Genomic DNA, 17,523 nt, shown 5'->3' on the forward strand with positions numbered 1-17,523 from the left:
TACAAGTATTTTAAACGTGCCAACGTTCTGAAAGTTAACTTTCAACGCTTACAAGCTAAAATACTTGGGTGGAAATATCGCTTAAAAAAAGTCGCTATTTACACTTAACCAAAAATAAAACATCCTTCCTCTTTTTCCGTACACCTTGTAAATATTGTCCGAAGAAAATCTGCAATTGCACACAACGGTCTTGTATATGAAAAGTAGCGGATTTTAAGCACTAAATTTTCGGAAAGCAAGATACTTAATTAAATGCAAAAACGGTTCAGGTTAGCACCTAAACCGCTATTTTTTATATACGTTGTTACCCACTGGCTTTATTCCGTTCAGCTTGGTTTTCAGCGTTGGCAAAGACATACTCTTTTGCAATTTTTGGCGTAGCATTGGCTCGTGCGAATTGCAAATGTGTATGGCTTTTAGCGTTGGCTTTTTAGCAACAACTTTCTTTCTGTTGTATTGAAGGACATTTTACTGAACCAAAACTGCAATAGACACAACAATCGCCTTCGTTTGGTCGTAATACTTTTTTACAATTCTCACATTCGTAAAAGAATTGACAGGATTCTGTTGGCATTTCTTCTACTTTTTTATGTCCACAATTTGGACAAGTAATTTCTGATTTTAATTGAACTTCCATTAGTTTTCTTTTTTGTCGGTTACTTTATAACCTGTTGAGTTAATTGCTTTCTCGATTTCCGTTTTATTGGTTTTGGTTTTGTCAAACTCAATGATTGCATTTCCATTTTCGTAGGACGCTCTTGAATTTACAATTCCATTGAGTTTATTTACTTCGTGATTTACGTGTTCTTCGCAACTCGCACAAGTCATTCCGCTGATTTTGAATTCAGTGGTTTTAATGTCCGATTTGTCAACTACAATTATTTGTTTTTCTGTGTTTGGGTAAAAAATTCCAGAATAATATGGGAAAGCCAACATTACAATTGCAAATACGGTTACAATTCTTAAAAACTTTTTTGATTGAATAAATTTTGGTTTTTCGTCCGTTTCGCAGTCGCAGTCAATTTCTTTACGAGGTTTTAATTTTTTATACCAAGCAAAACCGAGAACTAAAATTGTCAGTCCTATTAAATAAGGTCTAAAAGGTTCTATCCAAGAAAATGTTGAAGCAATTCCGCTCGTTCCTGCGATTAGAGCCAAAACTGGTGTAATACAACATAATGAAGCTGTAATTGCGGTTAATAAACCTGCACCAATTAATTTGTTATCACTTTTCATATCGTTTCTAAAATTTTGTTTTTATCAAGTATCTCAAAGAACGGATTTAACATTTTTTCGTATTCCGCTGTCAATGAGTAAAATATTGTTTGAGCTTCTCTTTCCGTTTCTATTAAATTTCTGTCTTTCATTTTCCTCAAATGTTGAGAGATTGCAGAAATGTTCATTCCAAGAATATCGCTTAAATCACAAACGCAAAGTCTTTTTTCCTCAAAGAGTAGGTAAAGTATTTTCAGGCGAACGCTATTTCCGACTAATGAAAGTCCGTTCGCCAAATAGTCGAACGATTCGCTTAATTCCGAAACTGTGTCTTTGCAACGATTTATTTGCTCAATATCGGCTTGTTGTCTTATGCAAGAATTATTTTCCATATCGCAAAGTTACAATTATTTCTTATTTAAGCAAATACTTAAATACATAATTCTTAAACGTTGGGAAAATTTTAGCTCTTTTGGTTTTTTAGCGTTGGATTTGTGTTTCGGAAAAAACCGAAAGTGCTAAAATGTGCGGTGGGTTTTCAGCTTGTGGGTAACGTGTTCGTGTATGGAAAGTTGCGTGTTTGTGGGCGAGGATTTTCCGAAGGAAAATCGGAAGCCGGCAAACGGGCAACCAACTTTGTATTAGCTAAAACTAGCAATTTTTTATACACGGTGTTGTACTGCGTTATTTTTTGTCAAATTCTTTAATTAAACTATGTAATTTATCATTTTCTGAAAGTCTTTCAAGCCACTTTCTCGCTGATATTCCGTGATTATTTATTTTATCCAAATCCGCTCCACGATTCAGAAGTTCTTCTATTATCTCAAACCTCAATTGATTAACTTCTTTTTGTTCCTCTCTCCAAGTCAGACCATATTCTCTAATTGCTGTAAATATTGGATTATTTCCGTGTTTTTCGGTTGAGTTAATCTCTGCTCTTCCAGTTTTTATTAAAATCAAAGCAATGTTTGACATACTATGAAATGACAAAGCTATTTCCAATGCATTATATCCGTCTTTTGTTTTTACATTGATATCAACACCTTTTTCAATAATATATTTAACAAGTTTTACGTGATTTTCAGAACCTTTGAATTCAGAGTTACAGTCGCTAATTACGCTAATTAAAATACTCCTTGAATGTTCGTAATCAGCATATCCATTCACATCTATTTTTTGATTTTCAATTAGCTCAATTACTTTATCATAAGAAGCTTGGTACAAACTTTGGAAAAATTGAATTCTAATTTTGTCATCAATTTCATATAGTTGTTTAGTCCGATTAATTTCAGATTCAGAGTTTTTTGATGAGAATAAACCTTTAAATAAATTCATTAGTTTCTTGGTTGGTCATAATGCAGTACAACGGTATTGTATATGGCTTGTAGCGTGCAAATTAGCGATAATTTTTCGGATTAAACACAAGCCAGATTTTTAAATTTTACTATTTATCTTTTTTATTGGAAATCGTCAAATTTAAAAATTTGGCGACTTTCCAAATATGCCTTAACTTCGATTAATCAACTAATTAGCTATGAGCTATATACGTTGTTATATGCAGTTTTTATTCCGCAAACTTTTTAAATTGGCTATGCTCAAAGATAAATTTTGGGTCATTAATTACTATTAATTTTTTAATCGCGTCCTGTTTGTCTTTTTGGTTTTCATAAAAACTTTTACAAATCATATAACCCATATAATAGCCCATCGAATATGGATATTTTGAGTTAGTACTCCAGAACCATTTTGAAAAATTTTCAGGATTTTTTAAGTCCGTCCCAAATTCTGTCCAAATTTCCGTTCTATTTTTTCCGGCGTAATCAATCATATCTTGGTCAATTCCTGCAATTCCAACCAAACTTTCTTGCCCACAAAAATGTTCAGTTAAGAAAACGGCAGCTCCTTCGGTTATTGCTTGGTCTAAAATTGAATTTTCATTAGCTTTGATTTGTTGTAGGGTATGCAGATTTTCGTGAACCACTAAATATCCTAAATCATTAATCGTTGATGGGTCGTCAACAAGCCACGAATAATTTTCTGGAAATTCGCTATAGTCTGTTTTATCTGTTCTTATGGATGCCTCTAAACCCATAAAAATTGTTTTGGGGTAAACCATTTGACCTTGTGTGTTGAAAAAACCGATTGAAAAATAAGTTGACTGAAATTTAGCATCAGGATAAACTTCCTTTATCTTTTGAAAATATTTATCAAATTCATCAAGTTGATTTTCAATATCGGATAAGAGTGGCTTTTGGGATTTAAAGTATTTTGGGAAAGACCTAATTATCTTTAAGTATTCTTGTTCGATGTCTCGGTTGTTGCTGCTTTTTTCATATTCGAGATAATCTTTTAAGCCAATGCTGGCTTTTTGCAAATAACTCTCGTTCAAAATTTTTAAAGTGTCATTTAATGAAGTTGCGTTCTCGATTTGAGAAAGCATATCATAAAAATTATGAACATCTTGTGTTACAAATTTATTCGATTTTTCCTTTTCTTTTTGGCAAGAAAAAGACAGTAACAAAACTGAAGATATAATAAAGAATAGTTTGATTTTTTTACTCACTATGTTTTTTTTTAAATTGCATATAACGTGTTTGTATAAGATTAGTTGCGTGTTTTAAGCACTAAAGTTAGCAAATAAAACACAGATAGAAAGTCCGCGAGGACTTTCGTAAGTAGGCTAGAAACTAGCAATTAATCTTATACGGTGTTGGCAGTAGTTATTTTACGCTTTCTCCTAACAATCTTACTTTTTTTAACCACTTTTCTCTAAACTCCGAAGTTGAATTTTTTATTGAAGCAATATAGGTGGTTTTTACAGGACTTATTCCACAAAATTTTAATGTTCCGTTTTTAAATTGGTTGATAGTTGGGCTTTTCATTATCAGAAAATCATACCATTTTGGCGTATCAGCCGTAATAATTAGTCGTGCAGATTTTCCTTTTAGTAGTTTTTCTGGTAATGCTTTTCCCTCAATCGGTTGATATGTAATTGACGGTAAAAATGTTCTTTCTATAAATCCTTTCATAAGTGCTGGATAGCCATACCACCACATTGGAAATACCCAAACAATATGGTCTGCCTTTTTAATTTTTTCTATGGCTAACACCAAATCAGGCTCCAATTCCATTCGTTTCCGATAGCCAAATTGCAGATTAGGATTAAATTCCAATTCCGCAATGTTAATTTGAGAGATTATAGAATCTGTTTTATTTGCTCCTTCGATGTAAGATTCTGATAATGAGTAATTAAAGCTCTCTTTGTCAGGATGTCCGTTTATTATTAATACTTGTTTCATATTTGTTCTTTGTTTTTACAAAGAACAATACTTCGTTATTTTTTTAAAAGGACATTTGTCTAATACGTAATCGTTTTTCTTATTCTACTTAAATGTCTTTGGGTAATTCCTAAATATGAGGCCAGAAAATTCAGGGGAATTGATTGTAAATATTCAGGTTGATTTATTAGTAAGTCTTTGTATTTTTTTTCTGCGGATTCTTTTTGCAACAAGAAAATTCTTTTTTCCATTTTGATGTATTCTTGTTCAGTAATTAATTTGAAAAATTTTAGCCAATTTGTACTTGAATTCTCTAAAATTAAAATTTCTTCTCTTGATATAGTTAATAACTCTATATCTGTTAATGCTTGAATATTTTCAATTGTTTTTGTTTGAGATAAGAAAGATGAGTAAGCACTAACAAAAGAATTTGAAAAAGTAAAACAATAGGTGACTTCCTCTTCGGATGACGAATAATAGAATGACCTAAACAAACCAGAAACCACAAACGCTACTTCTTTTGATATTCGATTTTCTTTGATGAAAAAATCACCTTTTTTCAATTTCTTATTCCGAACCTTACTTTCAAAAAGGTCAATTTCATTTTCGGTTAAGATGTTAAATGTTTGTAGGTAGTTCCTCATTTTTTTTAATTACTGCCAACGTGTTTGTATATGGCTCGTAGCGTGTAAAATAGTGATTACTTTTCGGTTAAGCACGAGCCGAATTTTTTAATTTTCTTATTACCTTTTTCTCAATAAGCCAAATTAAAAAATTTGGCGGACTTGTAAAGATGCCTTAACTTTGGATTAAGCAACTAGTTAGCTATGAGCTATATACGTTGTTGTGTGTAGTGCTTTTTACACGTTTATTTGTTTTTATATAATTCCGCAACTTTATTAAGGTTCGTTGAATCATCAATATGATAGAAATATTCCAACTGCCATTTTTGAGTTTTTTCTGCTTGTTTATTTTTTGCTTTGTCCCAACTTGGATAAACTCTAAAACCTCTTTTTCCTTCTTTTTTTTGGGTTGAGATAATCCCTTTTTTTATCAGTTCTGATTTTGGAAATACAAATTGTCCAAATTGATTTTCCGCTCGAACATTTACAGTATAAAAATCAATTCTTTCCGTTTCATTAAATGGTTGAGTTACTCCATTTTTATTTCTATTCCAAAAAGTCACAAATTGTCCAATCTTTTTGGATGTGATTTTTCCGTTTCTACTTATTATATTTTTTCCGTTCAATTTAAACCGACAAGCATAATATTCTTGACTTTCTAATTCTTTTTTAAAATCCGAAATTTCGAGTTTTATATTATCATAAATTTCCGTTTTGATTTGATTCAAATTGTTGTCCATTTCTTTTATTTCTTGGCAATGTATATTTCCACTTCTGAATTTTCTCCGTTTTGAGATTTTCCCCCATAAACTTCAAAATCAGCTGTATATTTTCTGTTCAGTTCTTTGTCTTTTGCCCAAATATCTTTCCAAGTTTCCACTACTGCACTTGGCATTTCTCCTTTTGCAATAAATTTTTGATATTTTCCGCTTTCAAATTCACGTCCAATTAATTCGTCTGGTATTTTGTCAAGAGAGTGAACTTTCATTCCGATTACGCAAGTATATTCTCCCGTGTAATCTGATTCATAATCTGTATAAATTGCAAAAATTTCATCACTTTTTTTATTGACAATTTGATTCGGGACATTTTTTGCAAAAAACTGCTCCCATAGTTTACCTAAATCATCGGATGCTTTTCCGTCTTCGTTTGTCGTCTTCGTTTCTATTCCGATTATTTTAAAATTTTCGATATTTTCCATCTTTATTTTTTACTCTTTTTTTAGTTTAATCAATTAAATTTTGATTTTAAGCACAATATTTTTTCTGCATTACACACAACGTGTTTGTGTATGGTTAGTTGCGTGGTTAAGCAACTAAATTAGCAAACTTTCACGAACCTGTGAATATTCCGCAGGAATATTCGCAAGTAGGGAAGAAAACAGCAATTAATTATACACGGTGTTGCCAGTAGTACTTTATTTATCAGAACATAATTGGAATTTGGTTATCAACTGTTTTTACACCATTTTCCAATTTTCGTTCCTTAATTTGCATATAAAATTTTCCATTTCGTTCGAGTTGTCCGATTGTAAATCTTACAATAGTAATGTTCAGATTAGCCAAATCGGTCAAATCAGTCTCTTCAGTTATTACAGGATATTCGTAAGCCCAATTATATCCTTTCCACTTACTTTTTAATCCGTTATCAGCATCTTCAATATTTACCTTATCAAGAAATGGTAGAACATATTCTTTATATAAAATCTGATTATTTTTAATATCAATCGTTAAGTCATTGTATATCGAAAGTTTTCCAACTGATTTGAATTTGATTTTATTGTCAGTATTAATGATTTCTAATTCTTCTTTTCCGGTAGATTCGACTTCAATGTCTTTAGATATTTTTAAAAATTCATCATATTCTTTTTCAGTAATTCCTAAATTTGGATGATATCCCAACGGTTCTCCTTTTTTTACAGTTTTAATGTATTCTTGATACCATTCCCAATTATTTTGTAATGAACTTTGGATTTTTTGAGTCAGTTCAAGTTGTCGAGGATTGCTTTTAATTCCGTCCATAATGTCGGCAATCACAGTCTGACTTTCGAATATAATGGGTAAGTCATTTGTCGGAATTCCAGTTATTTTTTCAGATTGGGATTGAGCACAACTGGTCAAAAGTATTAGTAAAAATAGTAGAGTTATCGTTCTGTTCATTGGTTTTCTTCGTATTACTGGCAACGTGATTGTGTATGATTAGTTGCGTGGTTAAGCAACTAATTTAGCAAACTTTTACGAACCTGTGAATATTCCGCAGGAATATTCGCAAGTAGGCTCAATGAAGCAATTAATTATACACGGTGTTGGCAGCCGTAGTTTTATTCACAATGTTCTTCTTTTATTTCTCTAAGTAGTTTGAAATCGGTTATTTCTAAACCTAGTGATTCTGCTTTTTTAATTTTCGCACAAGCAATTTCAAATGAATCTTGATAATAATAAACCATTGCCAAATTTGCGTAAAATGAAGATTGAGTAGAATCTAATTTTATACCTAGTTCAAAATCCTCTATAGCCTCATCATCTCTACTAATTTTATAATAGAGTAAACCTCTGTTGTTGTAAAATTCAGGATAATTTGGATTAATACTTATTGCAGTATCTAGTAAAGCAATTGCAGTTTCTAATTCGTTTATTTTGGCGTGTGCTTCGGATAACTCAAAAAGTAAGCTTAGATTTTTAGGCTCTAGTTTTCTCCCTTTTTCATATACTTTTATTGCGTCAGAATAGAGTTGTTGGTTTTTTAAGTTGTTTCCTTTGTCGTTAAGTTTCTTAGTTTCTGGAAGTTCAAATTCGAAAGGTATTGATTTAATGTAACTTTTAGGTTCGCCATATCTATCATACCAAGATTGAGGAATATAATGTCTTGGTGATTCATTAAATTCAAAGCCGAATAGAGGAATTGTCAATATCAAATATAGTAATGTTACTATTGTTAATTTTGTTTGCTTTTCTCTTTCGGTAATTAGATAAACTAGAGTAGAAATTATGAAAATTGGAAGAATTATTAATGTTGGATAATCTCCGAAACTATGATAGAGATACTTTGTAAATAAGCAAATAGACATTAATACTAATAAGATGTTTAGAACAATTATTTTTTTCGAAACTTTATCTTGAAATCCGCTAATTGTTTTTTTTAAATAAAAAATTAATAAGCCTAAAAAGCCAAGAGTCAACAAAATATTCCCACCAACTATGTCATATAGTCTGAGTAAAATTCCAATTGGAATAAGAAGAATAGTTAGTATAAAGAGAATGTTTTTCATAATTATAACTATGTGTTCAAATGATTACGGAATTTTTTGACTATTGCTGCCAACGTTGTTGTGTATGGTTAGTTGCGTGGTTAAGGAACTAATTTAGTAAACAAATACTTGCCAGAGAAAATTCCGAAGGAATTTTCCAAATAAGCAACGACCAAAGCAATTAATTATACACGGTGTTGTAGCACGTTTTTATTTATTCAAGTGTTTTTTTCTTTCTCTTATTAGCATAAAACTCATAATTAAAATAATGCCTATTCCGATTACTAATAAACCGTATTTGAATAGTCCTGTTAGAAAAAATGTCAGGAAGCTACCATAACGACCTCTTTCAGATTTTTGAACGAGTTCAGGTATGATGCTAGAATTCTCTAATAAGAAATAAAAGACAATACAGAATAAGCTAATTATGTATAGTTTTATGATTTTTAAATTTCTTTTATTCATCACTTATTTGAGGTTATCAAAAAATTCAGTTGGGTTTGTTATAAATAAATGAGCTTTTGAATTTTTTAGTAATTTCGCTAATTCTCTAATATTCGGATTACACAGATTTCCATTTTCGTCCATTAAAATCCAGTCATATCTGTCGCATAATTCCAGCATTGAATTTAAGAAATTCAGTTTTGAATCTCTCAAATCAGTCCGAAATCTAAAATCATCTATAAAATTCTCTTTTTCGTTATAGTCAATACTCAAATCGTGGTCAACTTCTCCGTTTTCAATTTTCCAACTTTCGTTATTCCACGAAGCTCTTGGAATAATTTGGTCAATTTCGTTTCTTAATTCCGCAATGTTTATTTGAATTCCTTTCCACCATTTCGTTGTAATCGCATCTTCAAATTCAGGTTCAGGTGCTTCATTCATTTCCACGTCATAATTTTCCCAATACTTTTCCCATTCAGCGTGTTTTATTTCGAGCTGTTTTGGAATTCCGCCATATTTTTTTTCAATCGGCTTTCTTGGAAGTACAAATGTTAGAAATTGGTATGTTGCCATTGGGTTTTCTTAAATGTGCTACAACGTTTTTGTGTATGATTAGTGGCGTGTTCCACGCACCTAATTTAGCAAATAAAAACCGAATAGAAAATCCGCGAGGATTTTCGTAAGTAGGCGAGAACTAGCCATTAATTATACACGTTGTTGCCCACAGTACTTTTAGTTTTTCCAATTTTGAATTCGGTCAAGATATAAATAACTTTCCACGAATTTTTTATGTTCCGAACTCGTCATTTTCTCCAATAAATTCAATGCTGAAATATAACTTGCTAAATTTCCATTTGACGAACTGAATTTTCCGTCCTCAACGAAAGTTACCAAACTATCATTCTGTACTTTTAAATTCGGATAGTCTTTTTGTAATTGTTCTCCACCACCAATCCAAGTGACGATTTTATGTCCATCTGCAATTCCAGATTTTCCGATTAATTGAGCTCCAGCACAATTACTCACAACATATTCAGTTTCTTTATTTTTCTCTTTTATGAAGTTTACTATTTTTTCGTTGTGAACTTGTGCGTACATATCATAAGCACTCGGCACAAAAAGAGCTGTTAATTTTGGGCAATTTTCAAACGTAAAGTCAGGCAAAATTTTTATTCCTTCTTCGGTTGTGATTGGTTTTTCAGTTTCTGCAATCGTGATTACATTAAAGATTTGTTTTCCGCTTTCGGTTGGTTTTGCGAAAACATCAGAAGTAGCAATTACTTCGCTTTGTAAAACTCCGTTATACATCAAAAGTCCGATTGTTGGCAATTCCGATTTGAATGGTTTTAAGTGTTTTGTCAGAGTATCCGATTCAATTTCCTTTTGATTTAGGTTCTCTTTATCGAGATTATTTTTCGATTTTTCAGAGTTGCAACTTATCAAAATAGTTGTGAAAATCATTATTGTTAAAACTCTAAATTTTGTCATTTCGTTCTGTTTTTCTCGTATTGTGGGCAACGGTCTCGGCTATGAGTAGTTGCGTGGTTTAGAATTTAACTTTGCAAGTACACACCAAACTGAAAATCCGCGAGGATTTTCAGAAGTAAGCGATAACAAGCAATTACTTATAGCCATTGTTGTGCTTAGTTTTTTATTTTAATGTTTCTTTAATATGTTCGACATCATTGTCGTTTAATTCGAACCATTCTCCTCTTAATCTTTTCTCAGAATAAGTACTGTGCAAAGCCTTTTCAATACTTTCAGCAATTTTTCTGATTGGGAATTTCTTTGAAGCAATCATTTCAATTGTCGGCTTTTCACTTTGTAAAGTTCTTTCTCGGTATTCTGGACTATTTGAAATTCCAATTTTATGATAGCCATTGCTCATATCGTGCATTAGATAAACAAAGCAAAAGTCTGTTATAGTTTCTTTTTTGGGTTCAGCTTGTTTTATTTCAGTTGGTTCATAATTTGGTATTGTGTTTTTAACGAAATCAATATATTCTGATGCAAATTTTTTGATTACAATTTGAATATTGTTTTTTGTTTGATAAAAGCCATCTCCTCCAATTTCTCCACCTAAAATTTCTCTTTTATCACTTACCAACGATATTTTCCACTTCTTGAAGTTAGAATTAGCAAATAATTCAAGCTCCGTTTTGGTGATTAAACCTTTGTATTCTAAAATTTTCTCGTTTAGACAGTTTTTTGATGAAACTGGATTTTCAGTTAGTTCAAATTGAATTTGCTCTCCGTTTTCAAATAAGAAAAATACTTTGTCGAATTGTTTTGGTTTTATTTGTTTTGGGTCAAAGTGAAATACAATTTGGTCATTATTATGTATGTAATTAAAACTGAAAAGAAAATCTGTGATTAAATCGTCGGATTTTGTTTTAATTCCATCACTTTTTTCAAATCTAGAACTTACTTTTTTCCACTTGATAATGGTTGAGTTGCTAAACTCATCTTTAATTATGTTTGGCTCGTTTAAGAATTTTCTATCAATTCTTTCTGTATCATTTTTTCTAATAACGTACATTAATTCGTTTTCAGGAATATGAAGTGAAGGGCCTTTTGAATACAAATCTATAAATCCGTTTTTTTCTGCTTTATGTTTTATTTTTTTATCTTTAGGATTACCTCCTAATCTAGTTAACTGTGCATTAGCAAGAATAGAACTGGAATACTCATAAATATCAGTGCCTTCCTGAACGTAGGAACCATCTTCTACAATCCATTTTTGGAATGAAAATAATTTGCCTTTTAAAAAGTATGACTTAAATTCAAAGTTATCGGTTGAGTTCTCATTTTTGTATTCTCCTTTTTGATGTAGTTTATAGAAAACATTTCCATTTGAAATCAAATCTCCTTTTGCCAAAGTATGTTCTAAAATTCCAGCTTCGGTAGCCATAATACTTGCCGATTTAAATGTAAATCCACTCATTTCTCCGATACGAATTTTGCAAATTGGCTCATCAATTTCAATCCACTCGCCATCAGGTTTATTGTATTCGTGAAAGTAAAATGATTTATTTCTGTCTTGTTCTGGAAAGTCATTTAAGTCAAATTCGCCAAGACCAAATTCGGTCGGTTTTTCAGTTTCATTAGGCGGGATTTTTTCCTCATTCCTTTTGTTTGATTTGAATATGTTTTTTAAGAAAGTCATTTAGTTTTATGGTAGTTCTGGCGTTTTTTCAAAATTAAGCACAACGGTTTTGTGTATGATTAGTGGCGTGTTTAAGCAACTAATTTAGCAAATAAATACAGAATAGAAAATCCGCGAGGATTTTCGTAAGTAGGCGAGAACCAGCCATTAATTATACACGTTGTTGTAAAATCGTACTTTATATCAGACTTCGATTGAAATATTTACTTTTCCGCCAAGTCCTTTTTCTACGATGTCAAATAAGGTTTTTAAAGTCAGATTACTGCCATTATTTTCCACACGAGAAATGTAAGTCCGTTTTTTGTCAATTAATTCGCCAAGTTGTTCTTGAGTCAGATTTTTTTCCTCACGTGCATTTCGTAAAAGCAAACCGATTTTAAACGATTCAAAATCTCTGTCAAGTTCGTCTCTGCGTTCAGTTCCTTTTTTTCCGTAAACTGTGTCTTTTATGTCTTTCCAACTTTTAGTTTCCATTGCCTTTGTTTTTTTCTTCGTAATACTCTTTCATTAATCGGACAGCTTTGTCGATTTCTTTTTTCGGTGTTTTCTGCGTCTTTTTAGTAAATCCGTTCAAGAGTATAACTAATTTACCTTTATCGAAGAAGCAAAAAACTCGCCAGATATTCGAACCTAATTTAATTCGAGCCTCAAATAATCCTTTGTGAGTTTTCATTGGTGCCAAATATGTTTTCGGCACGTGCTGATAAGTTTCGATTATTTCAATGACCTTAAATATTTTGTCCTGAACCTTTTTCGGTTGAGCAAGTAGAAACTCCTCGAAATAATTTTTGTATTGTATTACTTGCCTAACTTTTTCCATTCCGGCAAAGGTAACTTAAAAGTTACTATTTTCAAAATTTCAGAGTTTGAATTTTAAGTTCCGAGCGTTTTTTGGGTATGTTTTACAACGTTTTTGTGTATGATTAGTGGCGTGTTCCACGCACCTAATTTAGCAAATAAAAACCGAATAGAAAATCCGCGAGGATTTTCGTAAGTAGGCGAGAACTAGCCATTAATTATACACGTTGTTGCCCACAGTACTTTTAGTTTTTCCAATTTTGAATTCGGTCAAGATATAAATAACTTTCCACGAATTTTTTATGTTCCGAACTCGTCATTTTCTCCAATAAATTCAATGCTGAAATATAACTTGCTAAATTTCCATTTGACGAACTGAATTTTCCGTCCTCAACGAAAGTTACCAAACTATCATTCTGTACTTTTAAATTCGGATAGTCTTTTTGTAATTGTTCTCCACCACCAATCCAAGTGACGATTTTATGTCCATCTGCAATTCCAGATTTTCCGATTAATTGAGCTCCAGCACAATTACTCACAACATATTCAGTTTCTTTATTTTTCTCTTTTATGAAGTTTACTATTTTTTCGTTGTGAACTTGTGCGTACATATCATAAGCACTCGGCACAAAAAGAGCTGTTAATTTTGGGCAATTTTCAAACGTAAAGTCAGGCAAAATTTTTATTCCTTCTTCGGTTGTGATTGGTTTTTCAGTTTCTGCAATCGTGATTACATTAAAGATTTGTTTTCCGCTTTCGGTTGGTTTTGCGAAAACATCAGAAGTAGCAATTACTTCGCTTTGTAAAACTCCGTTATACATCAAAAGTCCGATTGTTGGCAATTCCGATTTGAATGGTTTTAAGTGTTTTGTCAGAGTATCCGATTCAATTTCCTTTTGATTTAGGTTCTCTTTATCGAGATTATTTTTCGATTTTTCAGAGTTGCAACTTATCAAAATAGTTGTGAAAATCATTATTGTTAAAACTCTAAATTTTGTCATTTCGTTCTGTTTTTCTCGTATTGTGGGCAACGTTGATGTGTATGGTTAGTTGCGTGGTTAAGCAACTAAGTTAACAAACATTTACGAACCCGAGAAAATTCCGCAGGAATTTTCGCAAGTAAGCACGTAAAAAGCAATTAATTATACACGGTGTTGTAAGTAGTTTTTTATTTCAGTTTAGTTTTTACTAATTCGACAATCTTTTTAAAATTTTCACTTCCGATTTCATTTTCTCCGATTATCATAATATCGCCTTTTTCTGGTTCCAGAAGCATAAGTAAATTCGATTCCTTTATTTTAAATCCTTTGAATTCAGTCCATTTTATGTCACGCGTTATATTTTTGTCAACGTATTTTATAGACTCGTCTTTAAATTCAAATATTCCGTTGCCAAAATCAGATTCCACTTCCGCAACTTTTTCTTTTATTTTCTCAAAATATGTGCTTTTGAGTTTATTATATAATTGAAATTTCGGATATGCTTTAACAATGTAAAAAATTCCTAAAACGATAAAAACAATTCCGAGATACGATTTCCCCATTATGATTGAAATTCCGATTAATGTTGATATTAAACCAACAATTAAAGATTCCCTTGCATCTTTCAGATATGGCTTATAAATCAATGGAATTATTAATTCAGTTTGATTTAAATAAATGTCAGAATTAAAGGGTATTTCGAATTTCAAATGTGCTTGGATTAAATTGCTTACAACGGTCTAGCATATACTTTAGTGCGACCTTAATTAGCTTTTATTTTGTTTTCAATTTACAGACTTTTATAAAAATACTCAAACTTATTTTTTCATCACTGACCCGAGCATTAAGTATATGCATTGTTACACGCAGGCTTGATTCATAGAATCAAAAAGAATTTCAGCTTTTGAATTTCATTTCTAAAGTCTCTTAGAATCGATTTTTTTCGTTATCGTGAGTTTTCATCTTATGATTTATTCTGATTTTCCAATTCTTAAATGACTTTCCAATTTTCAGATTAATTTTTCCGTTGCGATTTTCAAATTCCAACATTTTGGCGAGCTTGTCTTTAGTCTAAGAATACAATTCCGTTTGGCTGATCAAAACTCAATTCCTATTTCCAGAGTGATTTTCAATTCTGACGATTTCTTTTGCCAGACTTGATTCTAAAGGTTTATTCTTCGAGTTAGTTTAAAAATTTCCATTTTCAATTTAGTTTAATTTCCGCAAAAATTTTTTCGTTAAAACTCAAAACTTAAAATAGGGAAGAAGCTCTTTTTTTTAGCTTGCGTGTAACGGTGTCGCATATACTTAGTGCGACCTTAATTAGTATTTATTTTATTCTCAATTTACAGACTTTTATAAAAATACCCAAACTTATTTTTTCATCACCGAACCCAAGCATTAAGTATATGCATTGTTACAAGCAGTTTTTTGATTTTCGAATTAGCTAAAAATCTAATCAAATATTTAATCTTAATAATCCTGAAAAAAATTTCGAATTTTTTCGCCAAAGTGAAATTCAATCAGATTTTGTTTTTTTAGCCAGAATTTCGTCTAAATTCAAATTCCGTTTGGCTGTTTATTGGTCAATTCTCCGTTGTGATTGTCATTCACTAATTTTGGTAAGCTTGTCTTAAATCTAAAGTAAAAATTTCTTTGGATAGCTCTGAATTCATTTCTCCGTAGCGATTCTCAATTCCGACATTTTGGCAAACTCGTCATTATTCCAAAGTTTAAAAATTTTTGGTAAGCTCTAAATTCATTTTTTAGAGTGTGAGTTTTCAGATTTCTGATTGTTTTTTTGAGCTTTAAAATTTAATTATTAATCAAAATTTGTTCAGGATTAAAGATCTAATCAAATTGCTTGTAACGGTCTCGTATAACCGCAGTTACGGGATTAAATTTAATGTTTTTTGTATAAGCACCTACGGTAGCAATTACGAGTGGATTCGGACGCAGTCGAATCCGCCGTAATTGCGGTTATACATTGTTGTGCACAGTATTTTTATTCAGTTGTTCAAATTCACTATCCTTTTTCCAGATAAAAATCAGACTTGCAACACAATTAAAAATCACAAGCATAACTGTCCACATAGTTTTTTTGTCTTTGTCAATATTTTTATAATTCCATAATCTGTAAATTAAATATGCAATTTGGATTAAAATCAGTCCGTTTACAATTGGTGCTTGAAATTCAAATCCGATAACATTATTCGTTATCCACTTAAAAAAGTCGATACTCCAAAAAGTAAGCAGATAAACTATTCCGACAATTGAAGGAATTGATAATAGTAATTTAGTCAGTTTTGTCATATTCGATAAACTCCCAAGGAATTTTGTTTTTAAAAATTTCGATGATTTTTTCCATTAATTCGAGAGAAACATTTTGATTAAAAGTACGAACTGTTCTTGTTTTTTTAGTGTCATCTCGAAAAATTAAAATTATTAATTCATTCTTTTCCCATACTTCTATTCCGATTCCATCATTACCTTCACTGACATTACTGGCAACTATAATTTCGTAATCATTCAAGTTCATTTGAATTCGCTTTTATATTGTGCACAACGGTTTTGTGTATGGCTCGTTGCGGGAAATCCGCGAGGATTTTCCGCCGTAAGACTAAGATAGCAAATTGCAATGAATTCCGATTAGGAATTCAGCCGCAATGAGTTATACACGGTGTTGTGCAACGTATTTTTTAGTTTAAGTCTAATTCAAATTCTTTTGTGTAAAATTCTATTCTTTCTTGCGGTTGCATAATATTGTCGCTCCAAAGAATTTCCTTTTTTTCAAAATCAAATTCTTTACAGTCTGTCAATCCGTATTGTAAAAGTCCGCCACCACCATCTGAAGGGTCTTTAAATACTATTGAGTCTTTAACTTCATCCAATATATAATACTTGTCAAATACTTCTGCTTTTAAAGCAACATTTTCAAATGACAGCTTTTCTTTAACACTTGGATAATAAATTCCCTCAATTGTTCCGCCATCTAATTCATTTAAAAGTTTGTTAGCAAAAAATGCACTAAAAATATAATCTCTATCATTTTCTGGATTGACTGGTTTACTAAATTGAAAAGCGATAAATTTTGTTAAGTTGATTACTGCTTCTCGATTATTACCTTTAAAATTTTTATCGATTTCTTCATAGAAACTTTGTTGCATTTCAAAGGTTCTTGGATTAAAAGTGCCATTTGCTGGTTGTATGTGGAAAATCGGACAAACTTTAAAAGTGTGTTCTTCTTTTAATCTCCAAATTGATTTTGTAATTAAATCTCCAACTTTTGGACGCATTTCCGATAATGCAGTTGTTAACAAAGGTGCACCGTAAAATATGCTTTCGCCTTTTAAATTACATCGTCCATATTTTTTTACTTTATCAGCTGGTGGATATTTAAGAAAGTCAATATTTCTAATTCGTTTGATCGTTCCTAAAATCCGTTTATTAATCGTAATGCGCTCCAGTTTATCGAAATGTAAAAAAGCAACAAGATGGGTGAATAGTGGTAGAAATTTTGTCATATTTTCCAAAATCCACTTTTCCCAATTTTCATCAATTCCACGCATCGAAATTTGATTGCAAGTATTCAGCAATAAATTGAATTCGTTAATTTCGATTTGGGTAAGTTCTCTCATATGTTGCACAATGAATATATATATGAATAGTAAGGGATTTGAAACACCTTACCTTCTGGTTTTCAATAAGCCAATTTAGTAAATAAATGTTTAAATTACCTGAAATATTTTTTCTAAATTGGCGGTAGTGCTGC

General features: G+C 31.3%; 21 protein-coding genes. All 21 read right to left on the reverse strand.

What is annotated here, in order from left to right:
* Positions 1–430 precede the first annotated feature (430 nt).
* The 21 genes from K1X16_RS17200 to K1X16_RS17300 all read right to left on the reverse strand — a co-directional run bounded on the left by K1X16_RS17200 (position 431) and on the right by K1X16_RS17300 (position 17,389).
* Positions 431–637 carry a GDCCVxC domain-containing (seleno)protein gene (locus K1X16_RS17200; protein WP_147860724.1) on the reverse strand — a complete coding sequence of 69 codons (207 nt, stop codon included), beginning with the start codon at positions 635–637 and terminating at the stop codon, positions 431–433.
* Positions 637–1,236 carry a mercuric transport protein MerTP gene (merTP, locus tag K1X16_RS17205; protein WP_225037319.1) on the reverse strand — a complete coding sequence of 200 codons (600 nt, stop codon included), beginning with the start codon at positions 1,234–1,236 and terminating at the stop codon, positions 637–639. The genes K1X16_RS17200 and merTP overlap by 1 nt, the downstream gene beginning before the upstream one ends.
* Positions 1,233–1,607, reverse strand: a complete 375-nt coding sequence (locus K1X16_RS17210; RefSeq protein WP_147860722.1) for an ArsR/SmtB family transcription factor — start codon at positions 1,605–1,607, stop codon at positions 1,233–1,235. Before K1X16_RS17210 ends, merTP begins: the two co-directional genes overlap by 4 nt.
* Before the next feature lie 292 nt (positions 1,608–1,899).
* Positions 1,900–2,550 (reverse strand): ankyrin repeat domain-containing protein, encoded by a 651-nt coding sequence (locus K1X16_RS17215; protein ID WP_225037320.1) that lies wholly within the window; start codon positions 2,548–2,550, stop codon positions 1,900–1,902.
* A gap of 229 nt (positions 2,551–2,779) precedes the next feature.
* On the reverse strand, positions 2,780–3,778 hold the full coding sequence (locus K1X16_RS18070) for a DUF2268 domain-containing putative Zn-dependent protease (protein ID WP_225037321.1): 999 nt from the start codon (positions 3,776–3,778) through the stop codon (positions 2,780–2,782).
* Between the two features lie 157 nt (positions 3,779–3,935).
* On the reverse strand, positions 3,936–4,514 hold the full coding sequence (locus K1X16_RS17225) for an NAD(P)H-dependent oxidoreductase (RefSeq protein ID WP_225037322.1): 579 nt from the start codon (positions 4,512–4,514) through the stop codon (positions 3,936–3,938).
* A 59-nt stretch (positions 4,515–4,573) separates the two neighbouring features.
* Positions 4,574–5,056 (reverse strand): Crp/Fnr family transcriptional regulator, encoded by a 483-nt coding sequence (locus tag K1X16_RS17230; RefSeq protein ID WP_262902591.1) that lies wholly within the window; start codon positions 5,054–5,056, stop codon positions 4,574–4,576.
* Positions 5,057–5,361: 305 nt separating this feature from the next.
* Positions 5,362–5,844 carry a MepB family protein gene (locus K1X16_RS17235; protein WP_317196446.1) on the reverse strand — a complete coding sequence of 161 codons (483 nt, stop codon included), beginning with the start codon at positions 5,842–5,844 and terminating at the stop codon, positions 5,362–5,364.
* Positions 5,845–5,861: 17 nt separating this feature from the next.
* Positions 5,862–6,317: a GyrI-like domain-containing protein gene (locus K1X16_RS17240; protein WP_225037325.1), complete on the reverse strand. Its 456-nt coding sequence runs from the start codon at positions 6,315–6,317 to the stop codon at positions 5,862–5,864.
* Positions 6,318–6,540: 223 nt separating this feature from the next.
* The gene (locus K1X16_RS17245) at positions 6,541–7,236 is read right to left on the reverse strand and encodes a hypothetical protein (protein WP_225037326.1); all 696 of its coding nucleotides are present in this window, start codon (positions 7,234–7,236) and stop codon (positions 6,541–6,543) included.
* A 200-nt stretch (positions 7,237–7,436) separates the two neighbouring features.
* Positions 7,437–8,384, reverse strand: coding sequence for a tetratricopeptide repeat protein (locus tag K1X16_RS17250; RefSeq protein ID WP_225037327.1), 948 nt, complete (start codon positions 8,382–8,384; stop codon positions 7,437–7,439).
* A gap of 447 nt (positions 8,385–8,831) precedes the next feature.
* Positions 8,832–9,380 carry a hypothetical protein gene (locus K1X16_RS17255; protein WP_225037328.1) on the reverse strand — a complete coding sequence of 183 codons (549 nt, stop codon included), beginning with the start codon at positions 9,378–9,380 and terminating at the stop codon, positions 8,832–8,834.
* A 159-nt stretch (positions 9,381–9,539) separates the two neighbouring features.
* Entirely contained in the window at positions 9,540–10,295 is a 756-nt protein-coding gene (locus K1X16_RS17260) for a DJ-1/PfpI family protein (protein WP_040492571.1), read from the reverse strand.
* A 163-nt stretch (positions 10,296–10,458) separates the two neighbouring features.
* Positions 10,459–11,973 carry a GIY-YIG nuclease family protein gene (locus tag K1X16_RS17265; protein WP_225037329.1) on the reverse strand — a complete coding sequence of 505 codons (1,515 nt, stop codon included), beginning with the start codon at positions 11,971–11,973 and terminating at the stop codon, positions 10,459–10,461.
* Between the two features lie 183 nt (positions 11,974–12,156).
* Positions 12,157–12,447 (reverse strand): helix-turn-helix domain-containing protein, encoded by a 291-nt coding sequence (locus K1X16_RS17270; protein WP_042247315.1) that lies wholly within the window; start codon positions 12,445–12,447, stop codon positions 12,157–12,159.
* Complete coding sequence (locus K1X16_RS17275; RefSeq protein WP_042247318.1) at positions 12,437–12,793, reverse strand: type II toxin-antitoxin system RelE/ParE family toxin; 357 nt, start codon at positions 12,791–12,793, stop codon at positions 12,437–12,439. The genes K1X16_RS17270 and K1X16_RS17275 overlap by 11 nt, the downstream gene beginning before the upstream one ends.
* Before the next feature lie 223 nt (positions 12,794–13,016).
* Positions 13,017–13,772, reverse strand: coding sequence for a DJ-1/PfpI family protein (locus K1X16_RS17280; protein ID WP_040492571.1), 756 nt, complete (start codon positions 13,770–13,772; stop codon positions 13,017–13,019).
* A gap of 167 nt (positions 13,773–13,939) precedes the next feature.
* Positions 13,940–14,461 carry a hypothetical protein gene (locus K1X16_RS17285; RefSeq protein WP_225037330.1) on the reverse strand — a complete coding sequence of 174 codons (522 nt, stop codon included), beginning with the start codon at positions 14,459–14,461 and terminating at the stop codon, positions 13,940–13,942.
* 1,270 nt (positions 14,462–15,731) lie between these two features.
* Positions 15,732–16,064: a hypothetical protein gene (locus K1X16_RS17290; protein ID WP_225037331.1), complete on the reverse strand. Its 333-nt coding sequence runs from the start codon at positions 16,062–16,064 to the stop codon at positions 15,732–15,734.
* The gene (locus K1X16_RS17295) at positions 16,048–16,290 is read right to left on the reverse strand and encodes a hypothetical protein (RefSeq protein WP_225037332.1); all 243 of its coding nucleotides are present in this window, start codon (positions 16,288–16,290) and stop codon (positions 16,048–16,050) included. Before K1X16_RS17295 ends, K1X16_RS17290 begins: the two co-directional genes overlap by 17 nt.
* 160 nt (positions 16,291–16,450) lie before the next feature.
* Positions 16,451–17,389 (reverse strand): hypothetical protein, encoded by a 939-nt coding sequence (locus K1X16_RS17300; protein WP_225037333.1) that lies wholly within the window; start codon positions 17,387–17,389, stop codon positions 16,451–16,453.
* Between the last annotated feature and the right edge of the window lie 134 nt (positions 17,390–17,523).

The organism is Winogradskyella sp. SM1960 (genome assembly GCF_020179375.1).
Classification (GTDB): domain Bacteria; phylum Bacteroidota; class Bacteroidia; order Flavobacteriales; family Flavobacteriaceae; genus Winogradskyella; species Winogradskyella marina.

What these genes read in the sequence shown, in the direction of transcription:
- K1X16_RS17240 (WP_225037325.1), bottom strand. Translation starts at nt 6,317, where the DNA reads ATGGAAAATATCGAAAATTTTAAAATAATCGGAATAGAAACGAAGACG.
- K1X16_RS17225 (WP_225037322.1), bottom strand. Translation starts at nt 4,514, where the DNA reads ATGAAACAAGTATTAATAATAAACGGACATCCTGACAAAGAGAGCTTT.
- K1X16_RS17265 (WP_225037329.1), bottom strand. Translation starts at nt 11,973, where the DNA reads ATGACTTTCTTAAAAAACATATTCAAATCAAACAAAAGGAATGAGGAA.
- K1X16_RS17295 (WP_225037332.1), bottom strand. Translation starts at nt 16,290, where the DNA reads ATGAACTTGAATGATTACGAAATTATAGTTGCCAGTAATGTCAGTGAA.
- merTP (WP_225037319.1), bottom strand. Translation starts at nt 1,236, where the DNA reads ATGAAAAGTGATAACAAATTAATTGGTGCAGGTTTATTAACCGCAATT.
- K1X16_RS17255 (WP_225037328.1), bottom strand. Translation starts at nt 9,380, where the DNA reads ATGGCAACATACCAATTTCTAACATTTGTACTTCCAAGAAAGCCGATT.
- K1X16_RS17260 (WP_040492571.1), bottom strand. Translation starts at nt 10,295, where the DNA reads ATGACAAAATTTAGAGTTTTAACAATAATGATTTTCACAACTATTTTG.
- K1X16_RS17270 (WP_042247315.1), bottom strand. Translation starts at nt 12,447, where the DNA reads ATGGAAACTAAAAGTTGGAAAGACATAAAAGACACAGTTTACGGAAAA.
- K1X16_RS17250 (WP_225037327.1), bottom strand. Translation starts at nt 8,384, where the DNA reads ATGAAAAACATTCTCTTTATACTAACTATTCTTCTTATTCCAATTGGA.
- K1X16_RS17290 (WP_225037331.1), bottom strand. Translation starts at nt 16,064, where the DNA reads ATGACAAAACTGACTAAATTACTATTATCAATTCCTTCAATTGTCGGA.
- K1X16_RS17275 (WP_042247318.1), bottom strand. Translation starts at nt 12,793, where the DNA reads ATGGAAAAAGTTAGGCAAGTAATACAATACAAAAATTATTTCGAGGAG.
- K1X16_RS17300 (WP_225037333.1), bottom strand. Translation starts at nt 17,389, where the DNA reads ATGAGAGAACTTACCCAAATCGAAATTAACGAATTCAATTTATTGCTG.
- K1X16_RS17215 (WP_225037320.1), bottom strand. Translation starts at nt 2,550, where the DNA reads ATGAATTTATTTAAAGGTTTATTCTCATCAAAAAACTCTGAATCTGAA.
- K1X16_RS17200 (WP_147860724.1), bottom strand. Translation starts at nt 637, where the DNA reads ATGGAAGTTCAATTAAAATCAGAAATTACTTGTCCAAATTGTGGACAT.
- K1X16_RS17280 (WP_040492571.1), bottom strand. Translation starts at nt 13,772, where the DNA reads ATGACAAAATTTAGAGTTTTAACAATAATGATTTTCACAACTATTTTG.
- K1X16_RS17210 (WP_147860722.1), bottom strand. Translation starts at nt 1,607, where the DNA reads ATGGAAAATAATTCTTGCATAAGACAACAAGCCGATATTGAGCAAATA.